This is a genomic window from Paenibacillus sp. Marseille-Q9583 (genome assembly GCF_976954365.1).
In genome coordinates, this window is sequence record NZ_CDRJTB010000005.1 from 60,967 (window position 1) to 77,679 (window position 16,713).

At 42.3% G+C, this 16,713-nt stretch carries 12 protein-coding genes; 2 read left to right on the forward strand and 10 right to left on the reverse strand.

Annotated features, from left to right (window positions below; genetic code table 11):
• Window positions 1-10 precede the first annotated feature (10 nt).
• The 5 genes from ACWNM1_RS04150 to ACWNM1_RS04170 form a co-directional block, all read right to left on the reverse strand.
• Window positions 11-1,864 (reverse strand): ABC transporter ATP-binding protein, encoded by a 1,854-nt coding sequence (locus ACWNM1_RS04150; protein WP_449600013.1) that lies wholly within the window; start codon window positions 1,862-1,864, stop codon window positions 11-13.
• A complete protein-coding gene (locus ACWNM1_RS04155) occupies window positions 1,851-3,590 on the reverse strand; it encodes an ABC transporter ATP-binding protein (protein WP_449600014.1) in 1,740 nt (579 codons plus the stop codon). The genes ACWNM1_RS04150 and ACWNM1_RS04155 overlap by 14 nt, the downstream gene beginning before the upstream one ends.
• A gap of 11 nt (window positions 3,591-3,601) precedes the next feature.
• Complete coding sequence (locus ACWNM1_RS04160) at window positions 3,602-4,087, reverse strand: nitroreductase family protein (RefSeq protein WP_234535974.1); 486 nt, start codon at window positions 4,085-4,087, stop codon at window positions 3,602-3,604.
• Entirely contained in the window at window positions 4,074-4,457 is a 384-nt protein-coding gene (locus ACWNM1_RS04165) for a hypothetical protein (RefSeq protein ID WP_449600015.1), read from the reverse strand. Before ACWNM1_RS04165 ends, ACWNM1_RS04160 begins: the two co-directional genes overlap by 14 nt.
• 561 nt (window positions 4,458-5,018) lie before the next feature.
• Window positions 5,019-5,663, reverse strand: coding sequence for a formylglycine-generating enzyme family protein (locus ACWNM1_RS04170; RefSeq protein WP_449600079.1), 645 nt, complete (start codon window positions 5,661-5,663; stop codon window positions 5,019-5,021).
• Window positions 5,664-5,894: 231 nt separating this feature from the next.
• Between ACWNM1_RS04170 and ACWNM1_RS04175 the strand changes: the two genes are divergently transcribed.
• Window positions 5,895-6,341 (forward strand): OsmC family protein, encoded by a 447-nt coding sequence (locus tag ACWNM1_RS04175; RefSeq protein WP_042188137.1) that lies wholly within the window; start codon window positions 5,895-5,897, stop codon window positions 6,339-6,341.
• 129 nt (window positions 6,342-6,470) lie between these two features.
• Window positions 6,471-8,363, forward strand: coding sequence for a squalene--hopene cyclase (shc, locus tag ACWNM1_RS04180; RefSeq protein ID WP_449600016.1), 1,893 nt, complete (start codon window positions 6,471-6,473; stop codon window positions 8,361-8,363).
• Window positions 8,364-8,683: 320 nt separating this feature from the next.
• On the opposite strand, the gene spoVB is transcribed toward shc, so the two are convergent.
• The 5 genes from spoVB to ACWNM1_RS04205 all read right to left on the reverse strand — a co-directional run bounded on the left by spoVB (window position 8,684) and on the right by ACWNM1_RS04205 (window position 16,640).
• Complete coding sequence (gene spoVB / locus ACWNM1_RS04185) at window positions 8,684-10,240, reverse strand: stage V sporulation protein B (protein WP_449600017.1); 1,557 nt, start codon at window positions 10,238-10,240, stop codon at window positions 8,684-8,686.
• Between the two features lie 285 nt (window positions 10,241-10,525).
• Window positions 10,526-13,315 carry a glycoside hydrolase family 3 C-terminal domain-containing protein gene (locus ACWNM1_RS04190; protein WP_449600018.1) on the reverse strand — a complete coding sequence of 930 codons (2,790 nt, stop codon included), beginning with the start codon at window positions 13,313-13,315 and terminating at the stop codon, window positions 10,526-10,528.
• A gap of 188 nt (window positions 13,316-13,503) precedes the next feature.
• The gene (locus ACWNM1_RS04195; RefSeq protein WP_449600019.1) at window positions 13,504-14,985 is read right to left on the reverse strand and encodes an Lsa family ABC-F type ribosomal protection protein; all 1,482 of its coding nucleotides are present in this window, start codon (window positions 14,983-14,985) and stop codon (window positions 13,504-13,506) included.
• A gap of 317 nt (window positions 14,986-15,302) precedes the next feature.
• Window positions 15,303-15,803 (reverse strand): DinB family protein, encoded by a 501-nt coding sequence (locus ACWNM1_RS04200; RefSeq protein WP_449600020.1) that lies wholly within the window; start codon window positions 15,801-15,803, stop codon window positions 15,303-15,305.
• Window positions 15,804-16,091: 288 nt separating this feature from the next.
• Window positions 16,092-16,640, reverse strand: coding sequence for a CueP family metal-binding protein (locus tag ACWNM1_RS04205; protein ID WP_449600021.1), 549 nt, complete (start codon window positions 16,638-16,640; stop codon window positions 16,092-16,094).
• Between the last annotated feature and the right edge of the window lie 73 nt (window positions 16,641-16,713).

A 16,713-nucleotide genomic window follows, 5' to 3' on the forward strand; every position in this document is an offset into this window, starting at 1 on the left:
AAATGTTTCTTTAAATCGCTCGATTGAACTGGGTATTGTATAACTCGTAGTAGGCGCCCTGCATCGCAAGAAGCTCCTCATGACTTCCATACTCAGCAATTCCTCCACCCTGGATCACGAGTATGCGATTGGCGTCCTGGATCGTACTAAGCCTGTGGGCGATTACAAAGCTTGTTCGACCCTTCATCAAATTTTCCATTGCTTGTTGAATGTGCATTTCCGTACGTGTGTCCACGCTACTGGTTGCTTCGTCAAGAATTAATATGGCAGGATCAGCTAAAATTGCGCGAGCAATCGTTAACAGCTGGCGCTGGCCATGACTCAAATTACTTCCTTCTGAATTGAGGAGGGTCTCGTAACCATGCGGCAATCTTTTGATAAAAGCATCCGCATTGGCTAGCTGAGCCGCTTGCTCAATCTCTTGATCAGTTGCATCGAGACGGCCAAACCGAATATTCTCACGAATCGTTCCCGAGAATACATGCGCATCTTGCAGCACCATCCCTAGTTGACTACGAAGTGCGTTTTTATCCAGCTCTCGGATGTCACGACCATCAATTCGTATGGAACCGCCATTCAAATCATAGAATCGGATCAGCAGGTTAACGATGGTTGTTTTACCTGCTCCTGTTGGTCCAACGAGTGCAATTTTCTCCCCAGGTTTTGCTTCAAACGTAACGCCCGACAGAATCGGGGAATCCGCTTTGTAAGCAAAAGAAACGTCCTGAAAAACAACCTCCCCTGTTAATCTTGGTAGATCATCACTTTCTTCATCCCCGTATTCGGACGGCATCTCCAAAACTTCAAACACACGCTCCGCACCCGCGATTGCAGATTGAATTAAATTGTACTGGTTAGCAAGGTCAGAAATGGGTCTACCGAACTGTTTGGAATAGGTAAGGAAGCTAACGATTATACCAACCGTAGCCATGTTATGGAAAGCCATCCAGCCCCCAACCCCGGCAATGATCGCAAATCCAAGGTTATTAATCATGTTCATCACGGGTCCCACTAATCCTGATACGATTTGTGCCTTAATGCTGACCTTATTCAGTTCTCCGCTTATTTTTCGGAATCGTTTAACTTCTGACTCTTCCCTACTGTATTGTTTGACCACCTTTTGTCCGCTGATGGTTTCTTCGATGAACCCGCCAAGTTCACCTAAATGTCGCTGCTGATTTCTAAAATAAGTGCGGCTTAAACCAATGATTTTTCGACTAGCCAATAAAACGAGCGGGATCGTGATTAATGAGACTACGGTCAACGGAACGTTCAGCATCAACATAATAACGAGGGAGCCGCTAAGTGTAATCAAACTATTTAACAATTGGGTTACACTCTGATTGAGTGTGCTGGATACGCTCTCTATATCGTTAGTTGCCCGGCTCATCAATTCTCCGTTAGCCCGAGTGTCAAAAAATTTAATGGGCAGCTGCTGATACTTGCTGAACAGATCACGGCGCAGCTCAAAAACAGTATTCTGCGAAACAGATGTCATGACGTATGCTTGCACCCAGGCAACTACACTGCCTAGCCCATAAATGCCAATAAGGAATATGCAAAACCGAATAAGACCCTGATAATCGTGTGGAATAACCGCAGTATCAATCGCTTTACCGATGAGATATGGTCCGATCAATGAAAGAAGTGCATTCAACACAGTAAATACATATACAATGATTAACCCGAACCGTTGACGATTCAAATAAGTCCAGATGCGTTTAAGCGTGCTCGCTTGATTTTTGGCGCGCACGATTGGCATAGCGCCGCCGCGTCCGGGGCCAGATCCCGGTCCTATTCCTGGTCCGAATCCGCCTGGTCTAGTGATAGGAGGGGTGTTCATGCCGTTATCATGCTTTGACATAAGGAACCTCCTCCCCTTTCATCTGTGATTTCCAGATGTCTCGATAAATTTCACTGCTACTCATTAGACCATCATGTGTACCTTGTACAGCAATTCGGCCGTTTTCTAGAATTAAAATGCGGTCCGCGTCAATCACTGATGTGACACGCTGAGCAATCATTATATTAGTGCTGCTACTCAGCCGTTTTTTTAACATTTGCCGAATTCGCGACTCTGTCGCCGCATCGAGCGCGCTCGTACTGTCATCCATGATGAGAATTGTTGGCTGAATTAACAATGCCCTTGCAATCGAAAGCCGTTGCTTCTGCCCACCGGACAAGTTGATGCCTCGTTGGCCAAGCACTGTATCATAACCCTGTGGTAGCTCTAAAATAAAATGGTGCGCTTCAGCAGCTTTTGCTGATTGTTCCACTTCTTCATCCGTAGCCTCTGGTCTGCCATATCGGATATTATCACGGATTGTTCCGCTGAACAGAATGGCTTGCTGCATAACGTAACCGATCTTGCGACGTAAATGTTCCAAAGAAATTTGCCGAGTGTCGGAACCATCAATTGTGATTGATCCAGAAGATACATCGTAAAGGCGTGGAATGAGGCTCACCAAGGTTGATTTACCGGCGCCTGTAGCTCCAAGGATGGCTACAGTTTCACCTGGCTCAGCAGTGAAATGGATGCCATCTAACACGAGGTTCTCATCCGCAGGATCATAGGCAAAGGAAACGTTGTCAAATACAATTCGACCGTTTAGTATCGTATCTTTTTTAGCTTCGGTTACGTCTGTAATCTCGCTGATCGTAGAAAACACTTCATTCTCCCGATCTGCGGAGACCTTTGCACGCGAGAAGAATGTGAGCATATTGCTCAACATCAGCATAGACATCAACAATTGGGTGATATAGTTAATGAAGGCAATTAGCTGACCGACCGGCAGCGAGCCGTTCCAGCTCTGAAGCCCACCAAACCAAAGAACAGCTACGATACTGACATTGAGCACAAGCATCATGAGCGGCATATTTAACGACATTAATCGCACCGCTTTTATCGCAGTTTCTGTGTAATCCTTATTAGCTGTATTAAATCGTTTCTGTTCATGCTTAGCACGGACGAAGGCTTTGACTACACGGATACCCGATAAATTTTCCTGTAATACTGTGTTGACGCCGTCTAATTTGACCTGCATTTTCTCAAACAAAGGGAAAGAAAGTCGAATCAACCCATATAATATTGCAACCAGCAATGGCACAGCAACGACAAGGATGAGGGTCAGCGAAGGACTAATACGAATGGCCATTATCAAGCTACCGATTAATAGTAGTGGAGAGCGAATATTTCGCAAAATCATCTGAACAAAGGTTTGTAGCTGCACCACATCATTTGTTAAACGAGTAATCAACGAGCCCGTCTTCAATTGGTCCAGATTCTTGTTTGAGAATTTCTGAATATGTTCAAACAGGTTAATCCGTAAATCATTCCCGAAATTTTGTGAGGCGATGCTCGAAAAAACGGTGCAGCCCACCCCACCAATTAGACCGACAAATGCTACTCCAACCATGGTCAATCCCGTAGAATAAATATGTGATAAATCTTTCGTCATAATCCCATGATCCACAATGCTCGCCATTAGTGTAGGTTGAAGCAAATCCATAAACACTTCGAGCATCATCATAAGTGGTGCTAACACAGACCACACCCAATATGGCCTTAAGTAACTCTTAAGTTTCCACATTCCATCACCTTTTAAGATAAATATGTGATTTTTGATTTCATCGGTGTTCTTGGTTTAGCATTTGGAACTTCCTCCGGATATCCAATACCAAATAGTCCAATCACATCGTAATCTTGCGGGACACCTAGAATTTCACGATTATGAGGTAAAGCACCTAAAGAAGCCCAATATGCTCCAACCCCCACTTCATGTGCAGCTAATAAGAAGTTCTGTGCAAAACAAGCGGCAGCCATAACATTCTCGTCACGTTCAAACGCTGTTGCACCAGGTTTAGATAAGATAGCAAGAACGACAGGAGCGCTTCCAAAATTCGTCTTATGCTTTAATTTAGCTCTAGTATCAGGCCCGATAAATAGGAGTTCCCAAGGTTCGTTCATACGATGGTTTGGAGCATAACTAGCTGCTTCCAGCCAATTCAATAAATCATCCTCATGAATCGAATCCGCCTTAAATTGCTTAATACTTCTACGGGTTTTTATAAGATCAATGGTTTTCATTTTTTTGATCATTCTCCTCTTTTTTAATTTCGCCAACAGTCTTATCTTCCGGCGTTACTTCATGAATCTGAAAAATATGGATAAACTCTTCAATGATCGCTTCCGTTGCCTTCAATTCACCGCTAATCACTTGCTTGATCGAATCCAGCTCCGGTGTTTGCAGCTGCCGCTGTAAAGTGGCTCTATTCACATTAAGCTTTTCCAAAAATGCTAGAGCTCTGCCGCGACGAAAAGTTTGAGCACTCTTTGGGGGACCATCCAAAGAATCCATCCCATGTCTGCCCATGTGCTCACGATCTCTATGCTCTCCACGGTCTTTGTGCTCCCCATGTTCTCTATGACCGCGTTTTTCGAAATGTCCATCTCGCATAGTTATTCCTCCTTTACTTCGTATACATATGTATACGTTGTCTCTTGTATACAAATGTATACGAACGAATTGAGGCTGTCAAGTTATGATTTTCATAGGGCAGTTTGACAAAGAAAAAACCGCACAGAGTGCGGTCAGCTTGAAGAGAAACTAGTCATGTTCAGACCGAGGCTTAATTGCTTTATATCAACTAATAGTTAACCTTCTTTAATATTTGCGGTTCCTTAGGATCTAATTGCTTCCAATCTGATGCTTCTCTGTCTGTAAAAATAAAAACAGTGTCTGGGTCATTAGCAAATCTAACAAATACAGGGAACTTCGGCATTGAGCTCAGTTTAGCTTTAATTGTCAGTATATCAGAATCAGAGTGTCCTTCTACAGTGATCAAATATTCTCTTAAGTTTTTCTCAAGTGAATTATATTTAAACTGAAGTGCAGCGTACATTCCTAGAACGAGCAGAGTAATAATTACAACGGAGATAGCTACAAACTTTCTAATTCTAGAAGTACCTCCTTTAGTAAGTCTAATTTATGTGAATTGATTAAGGTGACGAATTCATTCTATAAAGATCGAGCAAGACGAAATCCAAGATCATCCACACAAAATGTGGGATGGCTGCGACGACGACAGGTTGCTCCACAGCCCCTGGCCTCTTCGGCCCAGCTGCCTCCTCGAAAAATCCGATAGGAGCCGTACACTTGTTCATCATATAAATCCCAGCACCACTCCCAAACATTCCCTAACATATCATAAAGCCCCCATGCATTCGGATCTTTCATCCCTACAACATGGAGTTCACCATCTGAATTTTCATTGTACCAAGCGATCTTATCTAATTCGCCATATTGATAGCCAGTAGTTTCTGCTTTACATGCATATTGCCATTCTGCTTCTGTTGGAAGTCGATAGCCACCAGCTTCCCTATCCCAAATAATATGATCTCCATCGTCACTTCTAATATAAGCTTCTTTCAATCCAGCCTTCTGAGAAAGCAGATTACAGAAAGAAATAGCATCATTCCAAGAAACATTCACCACAGGTTTAAGATTTTCGACGGATGACTTCGTTGTTTTTTTAGTAACAATATTGTATAGATCCACCGTTACAGGATTCGGTGCAAGAAGAAATGGTTTTATTTCAGTCTTCCATTTAGTTTTTATTCGATCATCTCTTAACACTATTGCTCCCCCTAGAATTTTAACCATAGGACTGTTCAAGTAGCGCTCAATTTCATTTGACACTTTATCTCCTCCCCATAATTTTTAACAAAATCCAACTCATGAAGATGTAAGAATCCAAATCATACTAATCAAGTATTGACAAGGTACAAAGAATAGAACTATAATCTAAACAATTCCTAGAAAAATACTGTGAATTACACAAAATTCGAAACATCTAATCATAATTGGGTTGTCCAGAAGAAGGAGTGTAGACAAATGCCAAATGTTCAAACTTTCAAAGCAACTGCCCATTTACAAGATGGGGTTAAAGTCATTACTAAAGCAAGACAATTCGAGCTCGTCATCGATGAACCACAAAATCTTGGGGGTACGGATACAGGAATGAATCCTGTTGAAGCTTTGCTTGCTTCTTTAGGGGCCTGCCAATCTATTGTGGCTCGAGTTTATGCTTCCAAATTTGAGGTAGAGCTTGAAGATTTCAGAGTAGACGTTGAAGGTGATCTGGACCTCGATGGATTTTTCAACCGTTCTGAAGTCCGTCCCGGCTATTCCGATATTCGCTATACATTCTACATAAAGACCCCATCTCCTGCAGAGAAGGTCGAAGCATTCGTACAATTTTTAGAAAGCAAATGCCCTGTAGGTGACACGATTGCTGCCCCGGTAAATCTTAAGCTGAACCGTATCGTGATTGAAAATTAACTGATTGATTAGCTAACATAGTATCAAGGGCTGTGAGGTTGCAAAAAGCAACTTTACAGTCCTTTTTCATTTCAACCTCTCATCCATCATATAATACTAAAAATGAAGGACCTCGGAGGTACCTAAGGAATGAATTCTATACTGAGCACAGTAGATAATGAGATCGAGCGTTTAACGGCATTCCTGATTGATCAACAGCAGGAAGATGGATCTTGGCATTTTTGTTTTGAGAATGGAATCGTTATTGATGCCTATGTCATCATTCTCTTTCGGATTTTGAACGTACAGAATGAAGCCCTGATCAGGCAGCTACATGATCGTATTCTTGCTGAGCAGCAGTCCGCTGGATTCTGGCAATTGTATAGGGATGAAGAAGAAGGTAACTTATCCACCTCGGTTGAAGCCTACTACGCCCTTCTCTATTCTGGGTACAGTAAGGTGACAGATGAGCCGATATTGCGCGCAAAGCATTATATTCAATCCAAAGGAGGAATTGGAAAAGTAACTAGCATCCTAACCAGAGTCATTCTCGCAGCTACTGGTCAGAGCAAATGGCCTTTATCGATCTCTTCGATTCCCCTAGAAGTTCTGTTGTTTCCGTCTTATTTTCCTATTAACTATTTTGAGTTCTCTGGCTACTCAAGAGTGCATCTCACGCCTATGCTTATCATGGCTGATCGACGTTTCTCGATCTCAACAGCGAATGCTCCTGATCTATCTGATCTCATAGACACACGCATTGAAGATGCTGAACCCGCTTCCCGTGGATATCATGAGCTTCAGGACGTTATTCAAACTGGCCTAAGCAGACTTCTTGGAAGTCCTCGCTACATTCACGAAGTTGCCCGAACTAAAGCAGAACAGTTTATTCTCCAGCGGATTGAATCCGACGGGACTCTATACAGTTACGCAACTAGTACAATTCTTATGGTGTATGCCCTTCTGGCTCTGGACTATGACCAGCAGCATCCTCTGATTACGAATGCCTTAGATGGGCTTACCTCGATGCAATGCCGTTCTGAAAGTAAAACAACAATTCAAAACTCTCCGTCTACGATATGGGATACGGCTCTAATCGCCTATACTTTGCAGGAGGCACAAATTCCCGATCATCATCTCGCGATTCAACGTGCTACTTCGTATCTGCTGACCAGACAGCAGCATAAAACTGCTGATTGGAGTATTCATAATCCGGTTACAACTCCGGGGGGATGGGGTTTCTCAGAATCTAATACGATTAATCCGGATGTGGATGATACGACCGCTGCTTTACGAGCCATTCGAAGTTTATCAATAACTCAGCCATCCAATCTAGAGTCATGGAATCGTGGACTGAACTGGGTCCTATCGATGCAGAATAAAGACGGTGGCTGGCCAGCTTTTGAAAAAAACACCAATAAAGAAATGCTCACTTGGCTCGCAATCGATGGGGCTAAATCTGCTGCTATTGATCCCTCGGAGGCAGATCTAACCGGGCGCACCTTGGAGTATCTCGGGAACTTTGCCGACCTTGATACGCGAAACGAATTCATCGGGCGAGGTGTGAAATGGCTGATTCAGCATCAGGAGAAAGATGGCTCATGGTACGGAAGATGGGGCGTTTGTTACATCTATGGGACTTGGGCTGCCTTAACAGGATTGCAGGCCGTTGGCCTGCCACTGGAACATGAAACATTGCAAAAAGGAGCGAATTGGCTCCTAAGCATACAGAACTCGGATGGGGGTTGGGGGGAATCTTGTCATAGTGATCGGCTTTTGAAGTATGTACCATTAGGCGAAAGTACGCCTTCCCAAACCGCATGGGCGCTTGACGCACTCATCACCATTCAGCCGAAATCAACAGCAGCGGTGGAAAAAGGGATTGAAAGATTAATCATGTCTATTCATGAAGAGGATTGGAAAACTTCTTATCCAACTGGCGCTGGTCTCCCCGGTAATTTCTATTCCAATTATCATAGTTATCGCTATATCTGGCCGTTACTCACACTGAGTCATTTTAGAAAAAAATACGGTCAAAGATAATACTAGGTAATAACTAGCGTAGTCCTGCTTCACTTCTCAAGGTGTCTCCTAAAAGCTAGATCGCACCTTATGTAGTCGTTTTTTGGATCTAGCTCCCCTTTCCAATAACCCGCTCCGGTATGTATTCATCAGTTCAAACAAAATTCGTAAAAAACATCAGTGCAGCGATCATCCGTTCTTGGAGAATCGTTGCTCTGATGTTATGAACCGGGGGTTGAATACTTTTGTCCGTAACACTTCATCCGCCTCCATACTGTTACACAGAGGGTTACAACATTATTCGATTTACTTTTTGGAGCATGATACCGAAATATCTCCTTTCAAGAAACAGGCGTAATCGTCGGTGGTTTCGGTGACCGTTCCCAAGCATGGGTTACCTGCAATGTTGCAGCATAGGTGATCAATGAAACGATTAGCGTTCCGGACAGTTCAATGATCTGCCCCAGGTCCATTCGTTGCAGAATACCGTGAGCCGTCATCCCGCAAATCGTCATGATAATTCCTCCCGCGCCCACCTTGAATACAATACGAAAGTCAAAATAAAATCCAATCGTTCCTGCCACAGACATAAAATTCAGCAGTGTCAGCAGCAAAAGCCCCAGTCCGAACCCTATAGCAACCCCTTCAATGCCAATATTAGAACCGAGTACAAAGATCGCAACCACTTCAAAGATATTCGTAAGAATATGGTTCCACATGACGGTTGATGCTTTCCCCAAACCAAGCAGAATCGCTTGCAGTGGTGCTCCAAAATAATAAAGGAAAAATAAGGGGGCAATCAACCTTAGCAGCTCGCCCGCTTCTGGCGAATGATAGATCAAAGTAGTTAATGGTACAGCCCATAAGTACAGAATGATTGTACATGGAAGACCAACAATAAGCGCGGATCGCATAGCCATATCCATCCGACTATGCATGAGCTTGCTGTTATTGCTCACACTTGCTTCGCTGATCGCCGGAATTAATGCAGTGGACAACGATTGTGTGAAGAAGCTGGGGAGAAACAACATAGGGAGAGCATATCCCGCTAAAAGTCCGAATTGCTTAGTCGCCATCTCAACCCCCACACCAAACAGGACTAGACTTTTCGTAATCAGCAATGGGAGGAACGCATGGTAGATAGAATGAATAAAACCGCTGCCTGTCATCGGTAAGCCGATGCGCAGCAGATCTCTCAACGTACTGTCTCCTTTGGGTGAAAAACTTGAATTAGGCGGTGGGGCGGGTTTGATCTTCCCTCGATTTGCCCATTTGAAGACAGCAAACAAATAGAGTAAACCAAAACCTTCGCCGATCACGGAAGCCGCCATAGCGCCCGCAGCTGCATAAGCAATCCCATAAGGCAGCAAAACGTTGACAACACCGATAATGACAATGATTTGCGCCAAGTTCTCAATAATATCGGAAAAGGCCAGCGGGTTCATGTTCTGTTTTCCACGAAAATAACCTTTCAGTACAGCTGACATCGCAATAATTGGAATGATCGGCGTAATAGCGACCATAGCATAATACGCCCGCTGATCGGCTAAAAAAACCGACGCGATCCATTTGGAGCCAAATAGAGCCACTAAAGTTAGTATAATACTCAACGTACCCGTAATACTTAAAGATACTTTGAGAATTCGCTTTACTCGCGCTTCATCCTGCTTAACCTCAGCTTCCGACACAAGCTTTGAAATCGCAACAGGAAGCCCCAGCTCTGTCAATGTAATAAACAAGGGTAGCAGTGGATGAGCAATCATAAGCAGCCCTACCCCCTCGGCTCCTAAGAAACGTGCCAGTAGAACGCCATTCAAAAATCCGAGCCCTTTTGTGAAAAATGACGACACGGTTAAAATGAACGTGCCACGAATAAAGCTTTGTTTACGCATCCCCATTTCTACGCATCTCCACCTATGGTTTGTCCTGGTCCTACTTTCTAACTTATTCGAACAAACACAAGTACATGCAGACAAGTATTTGTAAAGTATATAATCTGCAAAAAGCCCGACACACCATAGTTGGTATACCGGGCAATTTTCTCATATTTTAGTATCCGATAAAGGAGTTGATGATATATATGATCGCCCGCAACAATAAGTACAACAAAAAAACCGCGAAAAATATCGCGGTTTTTAGGAATGATTAATATTAACAATCTGTCTAACATTAACGCATGACACCTAGTCGATTTTATTGAATTCAATCCAATCGATCTGCAAACCTGGTTTGATGAACTCCAATTTCATATCATAAAGACCTGCTTCGAGTTCAACTTTCACAAGCTTTTGTCTGATCCACTGACCTTCAGTACCATTTGTTTGAATGGTTGTCATCAATTGATCATTCACTGATACATTGCACGCACTTTGAGCCAGCTCAGGTTCGGTTGACATGATATGCACCAGGATACGGTATTGACCAGCCTGTTCTACTTTAAAGCTAGTCGATCCTTCTACGACAGGTTTAACCTGTGGATTCTGAGATAACGATTGAGCTTGTTCTCCAGAAAGTGAAGGATTAGCTTTGAAGGACTCCACTGTTTCTACAATTTCCTGTTTTCTCGAGAATACAGGTGCATTCATGATAAACTCACAAATGTTTTTAGCAGAACGTTGCAGCTCTCCACGGGTTAACGTACCATTTTCCAAGGACTCAATGGTGTTATCATTCCATCCGTTAATTTCTGCACCATAGTTAGGTACAACCATATAGAGGTCGTTTTGTGCACGAACCATCCAATTTGTAAATTTACGATCTGCTGGTCCGCCATTAACGACATCATTCATGATCGCCCACCAGTCTGTCATTACGATCCCTTTAAAGCCCCACTCCCCGCGAAGGATCGTGGTGTTCAAATCATAATTAGAAGCCGCCCAATGTCCGTTAACTGGATTATAGGAAGTCATGATAGAATTCGAACCGCCCTGCTTCACCGCGATTTCAAAACCTTTTAAATAAATCTCGCGAAGCGCACGTTCAGACACCACGGCGTTTACTTTACTGCGGTGCTTCTCCTGATTATTACAAGCGAAATGCTTCATCGTAGCGGTAGAGCCGCCTTTCAGAATACCGCGAGTACATGCAGCAGCAAACACCCCAGAGATCAACGGATCTTCTGAAAAATACTCAAAGTTACGCCCATTAAGCGGACTGCGTCGGATATTAAGGCCAGGTCCAAGCAAGGAATCAACGTTATTTCTTAACAATTCTTGTCCTTCCAGAACATAAAGCTCTTCTACCAAATCCGCATTCCATGTAGCTGCAAGAAGTGTTCCGATGGCAACTTGAGTCGCCTTAGCACCGCTATCCATACGAATCCCTGAAGGACCATCAGCTGTAGCTGCAACCGGAATTCCGAGATTAAATAAACTGTCACTTACGCCTCCAAATGCAGAGGCTGTGCCTGGTGTAACTAATGGACTGCTCATGCCTTCGCCCCGTACAATTGCAGCCAAATCCTCATCGCTGAGCTGGGCAATAAAAGCTTCCATACTAACCTTCTGTTCATATACGTCTCTTAATTTATATCCTTTATTACCTGTTTGTGAGATCGTCTCTGGAAGATTAGTTTCAATTCGCTCAGCCAACGAAATCTTACGTTTAGGAACTTCAACATAAACAATCTCGTACGAACCGTCCGCCTTCTGAGCGCCTGGCATCATTCTCGTAAAGCTTTCTGTAGGCGCGAGAGCTTCTTGCAATTGCTCCACAACTTGAAGAGCTTCAACGACATAGCCGTCTTTACCCTCAACACCGACTGCCACCACTTGTTTAACACTAGTTCCCACATATAAGCGGTACGTACCTTCTTCGAGAACATAGGCAGAAGCATGTCCTGTTACGCCTGCGTCATCATAAGAAGCCATAGAATGAGCTGAGAAACTTACGGTAAGGCGCTGCGCTTCACCCGGTTCAAGAACTTTCGTCTTACCGAATGACACCAGAGCTTTAGCTGGTTTACCAAGCTTACCTTGTGGAGCTTCATAATAGACCTGAACAACCTCTTTACCAGCAAAGGAAGTTCCTGTATTGGTAACGGTTACGCCGATTTCAATGAAAGACTCGCCTTCTTTGGTAATCAACTTGGCTTCTTCTGGCTCGATACTAAAAGTTGTATAAGATAAACCATAACCAAATTCAAATTGAACCTTATCTGGGCAAAATGTCTCGAAATAACGATATCCTACATAGATATCTTCCTGATACAAGTTCGTAAATTCATTGCCGTAATTTTGTGTTGATGGGTAATCATTGATGGAATAAGCGATTGTATCCGTCAGTTTACCACTTGGAGTTACCTCTCCAGACAGCACATCTGCAATCGCATTTCCGCCTTCCATACCACCTTGCCATGAATAAATCACAGTTGAAATCGGATATTTATAGCTTTCATCGTTCATCCAGTTCATATCAATAATGTTGGAGACATTCAGGACAACGATTGTTTGCTCAAAATATGTAGTTACATGCTTCAGCATTGCCTTTTCATCATTCGTTAGTTGATAACTACCCGGAGCGTCGGCATTATCCTGATCTTCTCCTGCTGTACGTCCGATTACAATGACAGCCTTGTTGGATTTGATTCTAGCCTCGGATACCAATACATCGTTCAAAGACATTTCCTTCTGATGCCAAGGTTCTGCAGCCCATGCGCCTCCACCATTATCAAATGGATTCTGTTCAATCCACTTTTCATAGACAGCAGCCAGCTCTTCGTTAACTGTAAAGTTCTTCTTAGTGCGAAGACCATCCAATAAATTGGTCGTATAAGTAACATGGACACTACCGCCGGAACCTGTACCACTACGATAATAATTCACTTGGGATCTGCCAAAAATCGCAACATTATCGCCTTCGCCAAGCGGAAGTACCTGATTATCATTCTTCACCAGCACTGCACCTTCAGCGGCTACTGTCCGGCTAAATTCTGCAAAACCTTCTAATGGAATTCCCACATTCTGTGTGCTCAACTTATTTCCTCCTGTTGTTCAATTCTATAGGTTGTTTCTTGAAATCTTCATTCCTTTAACAACATGCTAACAATGCATCTATATCATTATAGTACATTGGAAAACTGGAATATATATAATAATTAACTTTATTAATATAATAATATTGGTCTAGTGGTTTTGAGATTAACTATCTTTGGAAAGAGTTCTTAGTGGAGTTCAACGATCTTCGTAGCAACATTGTTGCAAAATTCCCGATCATGCTCCACAAAAACAAGAGTTGGCGTGTATTCAAGCAACAGCTCTTCAATTTGCATACGTGAAATGACATCAATAAAATTAAGCGGTTCATCCCAAATGTACAAATGAGCTTTCTCACTAAGACTTTTGGCAATCAGTACTTTTTTCTTTTGACCACCACTGTAAGTGGATATGTCTTTATCAAATTGGATTCTAGAAAAATCAAGCTTTCGTAGAATAGATTTAAACAGACTTTCATCAATTCCGTTGTCTCTGGCATAATCCGTTAAATTCCCCTGAAGATTAGAAGTGTCTTGGGATACGTAGGAAATGATAAGCTGATTATCCTTTGTGAGAGTGCCTGTGAAATCTATATCCTCACCACACATCAATTTGATGATACTTGATTTACCTGAGCCGTTTTTACCCGACAGAGCAATACGCTCACCCTGCTCGATTGTGAAGCTTACGTCTGAACAAACCTTTTTTTCACCGTAAAAAATCGAAATATTGTCTAGCTCAGCAAGTTGACGTTTATGATAGTCAAGCTGTGTAATCTCTAGATTCTCAGAATTTTCGATATTTTTAAGAAGCTTAGACTTTTCGTTGATCGCAGAATTTTGTCTTTGCTCAATGGCTTTAGAGCGTTTCATCATTTTAGCGGCCTTGTGTCCAATGTAGCCTTTATCGACCTTTGAGCCGGAATTTCTCGTTCCGTTTTTTGTTTTTTCCACTTCATGTGACCAGTTGCCTGTCCGTTTAGAAGAAGCAGATAGGCGTTTAATATCTCTTCTGAGTTTCTCGTCCTCTGCCAGCTCAAAGTTATCTTGTCTGACTTTATTCTCCCACCAGCTTGAAAAATTGCCTTTTTGAATTTCTATATTCGTCTTATTTATAGACAAAATATGGTCTACACAATTATCAAGAAAAGATCTATCATGAGAGACCAGAATATATCCACTTTTCGTATTGAGATAATCACTGACCAGCTTTCTTGCCGTCATGTCTAAATGATTGGTAGGTTCATCGATCAATAGGAAGCTATTTTCCTTAATGAAGAGAGTGGCTAACAGCACTTTCGTCTGCTCTCCGTTAGACAATGAGTCAAAGGGCCGATATAACACATCTTCAGAAACCTTTAATAATGAAAGTTCACGCATTAATTTCCAATGAATATAATCCGGAAAAATCTCGCTGATCACATCAATGGTATTAAGCTCCTTGTTATCCACCTGAAAAGGAAAATATTCAAAAGTGACATGGGCAGAAATATTTCCGCTGTATTCATATTTTCCGAGTAATAAACTCAGAAAGGTGGTCTTTCCTCTACCGTTTCTTCCGGTAAATCCTAATTTCCAATCCGTATCGATTTGAAAGTTAACATTCTCAAAAATATTATCGTAGCTGCCCTCGTAGGCAAAGGTTAGATTTGTAACATTTATTAATGACATATAAATATCCTCCTGTATTAAAAAAATAAAAGCCACAAGAAAGTTACTTTCTTGTGACTCAAATAAATACAGCAAACCTAGCCCCAAGTGGAGTTAGATAAGGATATATTGTTCGAGTGAAAAGAAGTAGTAACTTTCTTGCATACAAAAAATAAAACAAACGAAAAAAACCGTTTTTGTTGTTTTATTCATCATAGGTCGCAAGAGTAATTACTACACTATACTTTTCAACTCCGATCATTAATTTGTATTCATGTTATCATGCCGATTCGTTTTTTTCAACTTTCCGATCCTTAACTCATTAAGAAATTCATTTATTAGGCGTTCGCTAATTCATCTGCAGAGGGTCCGTAAAGGCCCGGCACTGGTATATTTAGAAGTCGGAAATATACCCCAAGCTGTGCCCGGTGATGAATCATGTGATTCAAGCCGATGGTACGAAGCGCGATTGCCCGTGTCTGACGGCGTATAACCGCTGTGCCATTACGCAGTGTCCACTCCGCACCAAGCGTCTCCACATTGCTTTCAGAAATTAATTCTTCAATCTTGCGAGCGCTCATATCGAACTCTTGCAGAACCGCGGCGGGGCTCTCCAGCGCTTCTCGTCGATATGGCACAGATGCCAAATCAAACTCCGAGTGAAGAAGAATGGCTGATTGCCAGTTTAGCAGATTGACGAGATGTGTGGATAGCCCACCGAGACTCATTGACTTTTCGTGTGGTTTCCATGTCATATGCTCCAGCGTCAGCTTCTCCAGCATACGACGCGTACCAGCTAACTCCTGCAAAACATCCCCGATGATCAGATCTTTATCCATTCCTCTATCTCCTCTCAAAAATGAAGTACCAACTAAAGTTTATCATAGAGAATCAGCCTTAAGTTTTTCGACGATACCCTTCTTCAAGGATTACTGATAGAACAACTGTATCAATCCCACTATTAGATAATTCCAATGTTGTATTCTTAAAACTAAGCATAACAACACTCCCTATAAAAGCTCGATTCTTGATACCCATCAGATTTTACCACTTCCAGGAGATGGAAAATAACTATAATTAATCTTTACCTTTTTCAGAGGAAGTAGTGACTTCGCTGTCTTTGATGCTTAGATACTCTCTGCTAATTGCATGGTCGTTACACATGTATTATCACTCTTAAAAGTGGAAAGTGCGGATTTCGCTTTTACACCATCCTGTTCAATCGTTACATTATATTTCTTATCACGAGGTAACCAAAGATCAATGAATCCGTTAGATTGGGACTTCATAGTTTGATCCACAATCACGTTGCCCGCAGTGTCCTCGACATATACATTAAACGCTTGTTCTGTTAATTCCCCTTGGCATCCAGTCAAGCTATGTGTTGCACACGGGTGTGTATTCTTAACATATGGTGCGATGGAAACAAAAAACTCATCTTTGGGTAAGTCATATTTGGTTGATTGATTGTTGCTGTCGGTCACAATAAGCTGCTCTGAAGTGATGGAAGCAGAGAAGTCTTTCATGCTGCTTGAACTATATTCCTGCACTAATTGTTTAACGTTAGATGTATCGGTTGCTGCAGGTGATTTTTTATCATTTCCCCCCACAAATAAAACTGCCCCTAAAGCAACTACAACTACTGCACCAGAAGCCATCCAAATTTTTGTCCTCATTGATATTCATCCCCTTCTCTTCAATTCAATCATTTTCATTACACCAATAGTTCACATATGTTTCCTATTATAT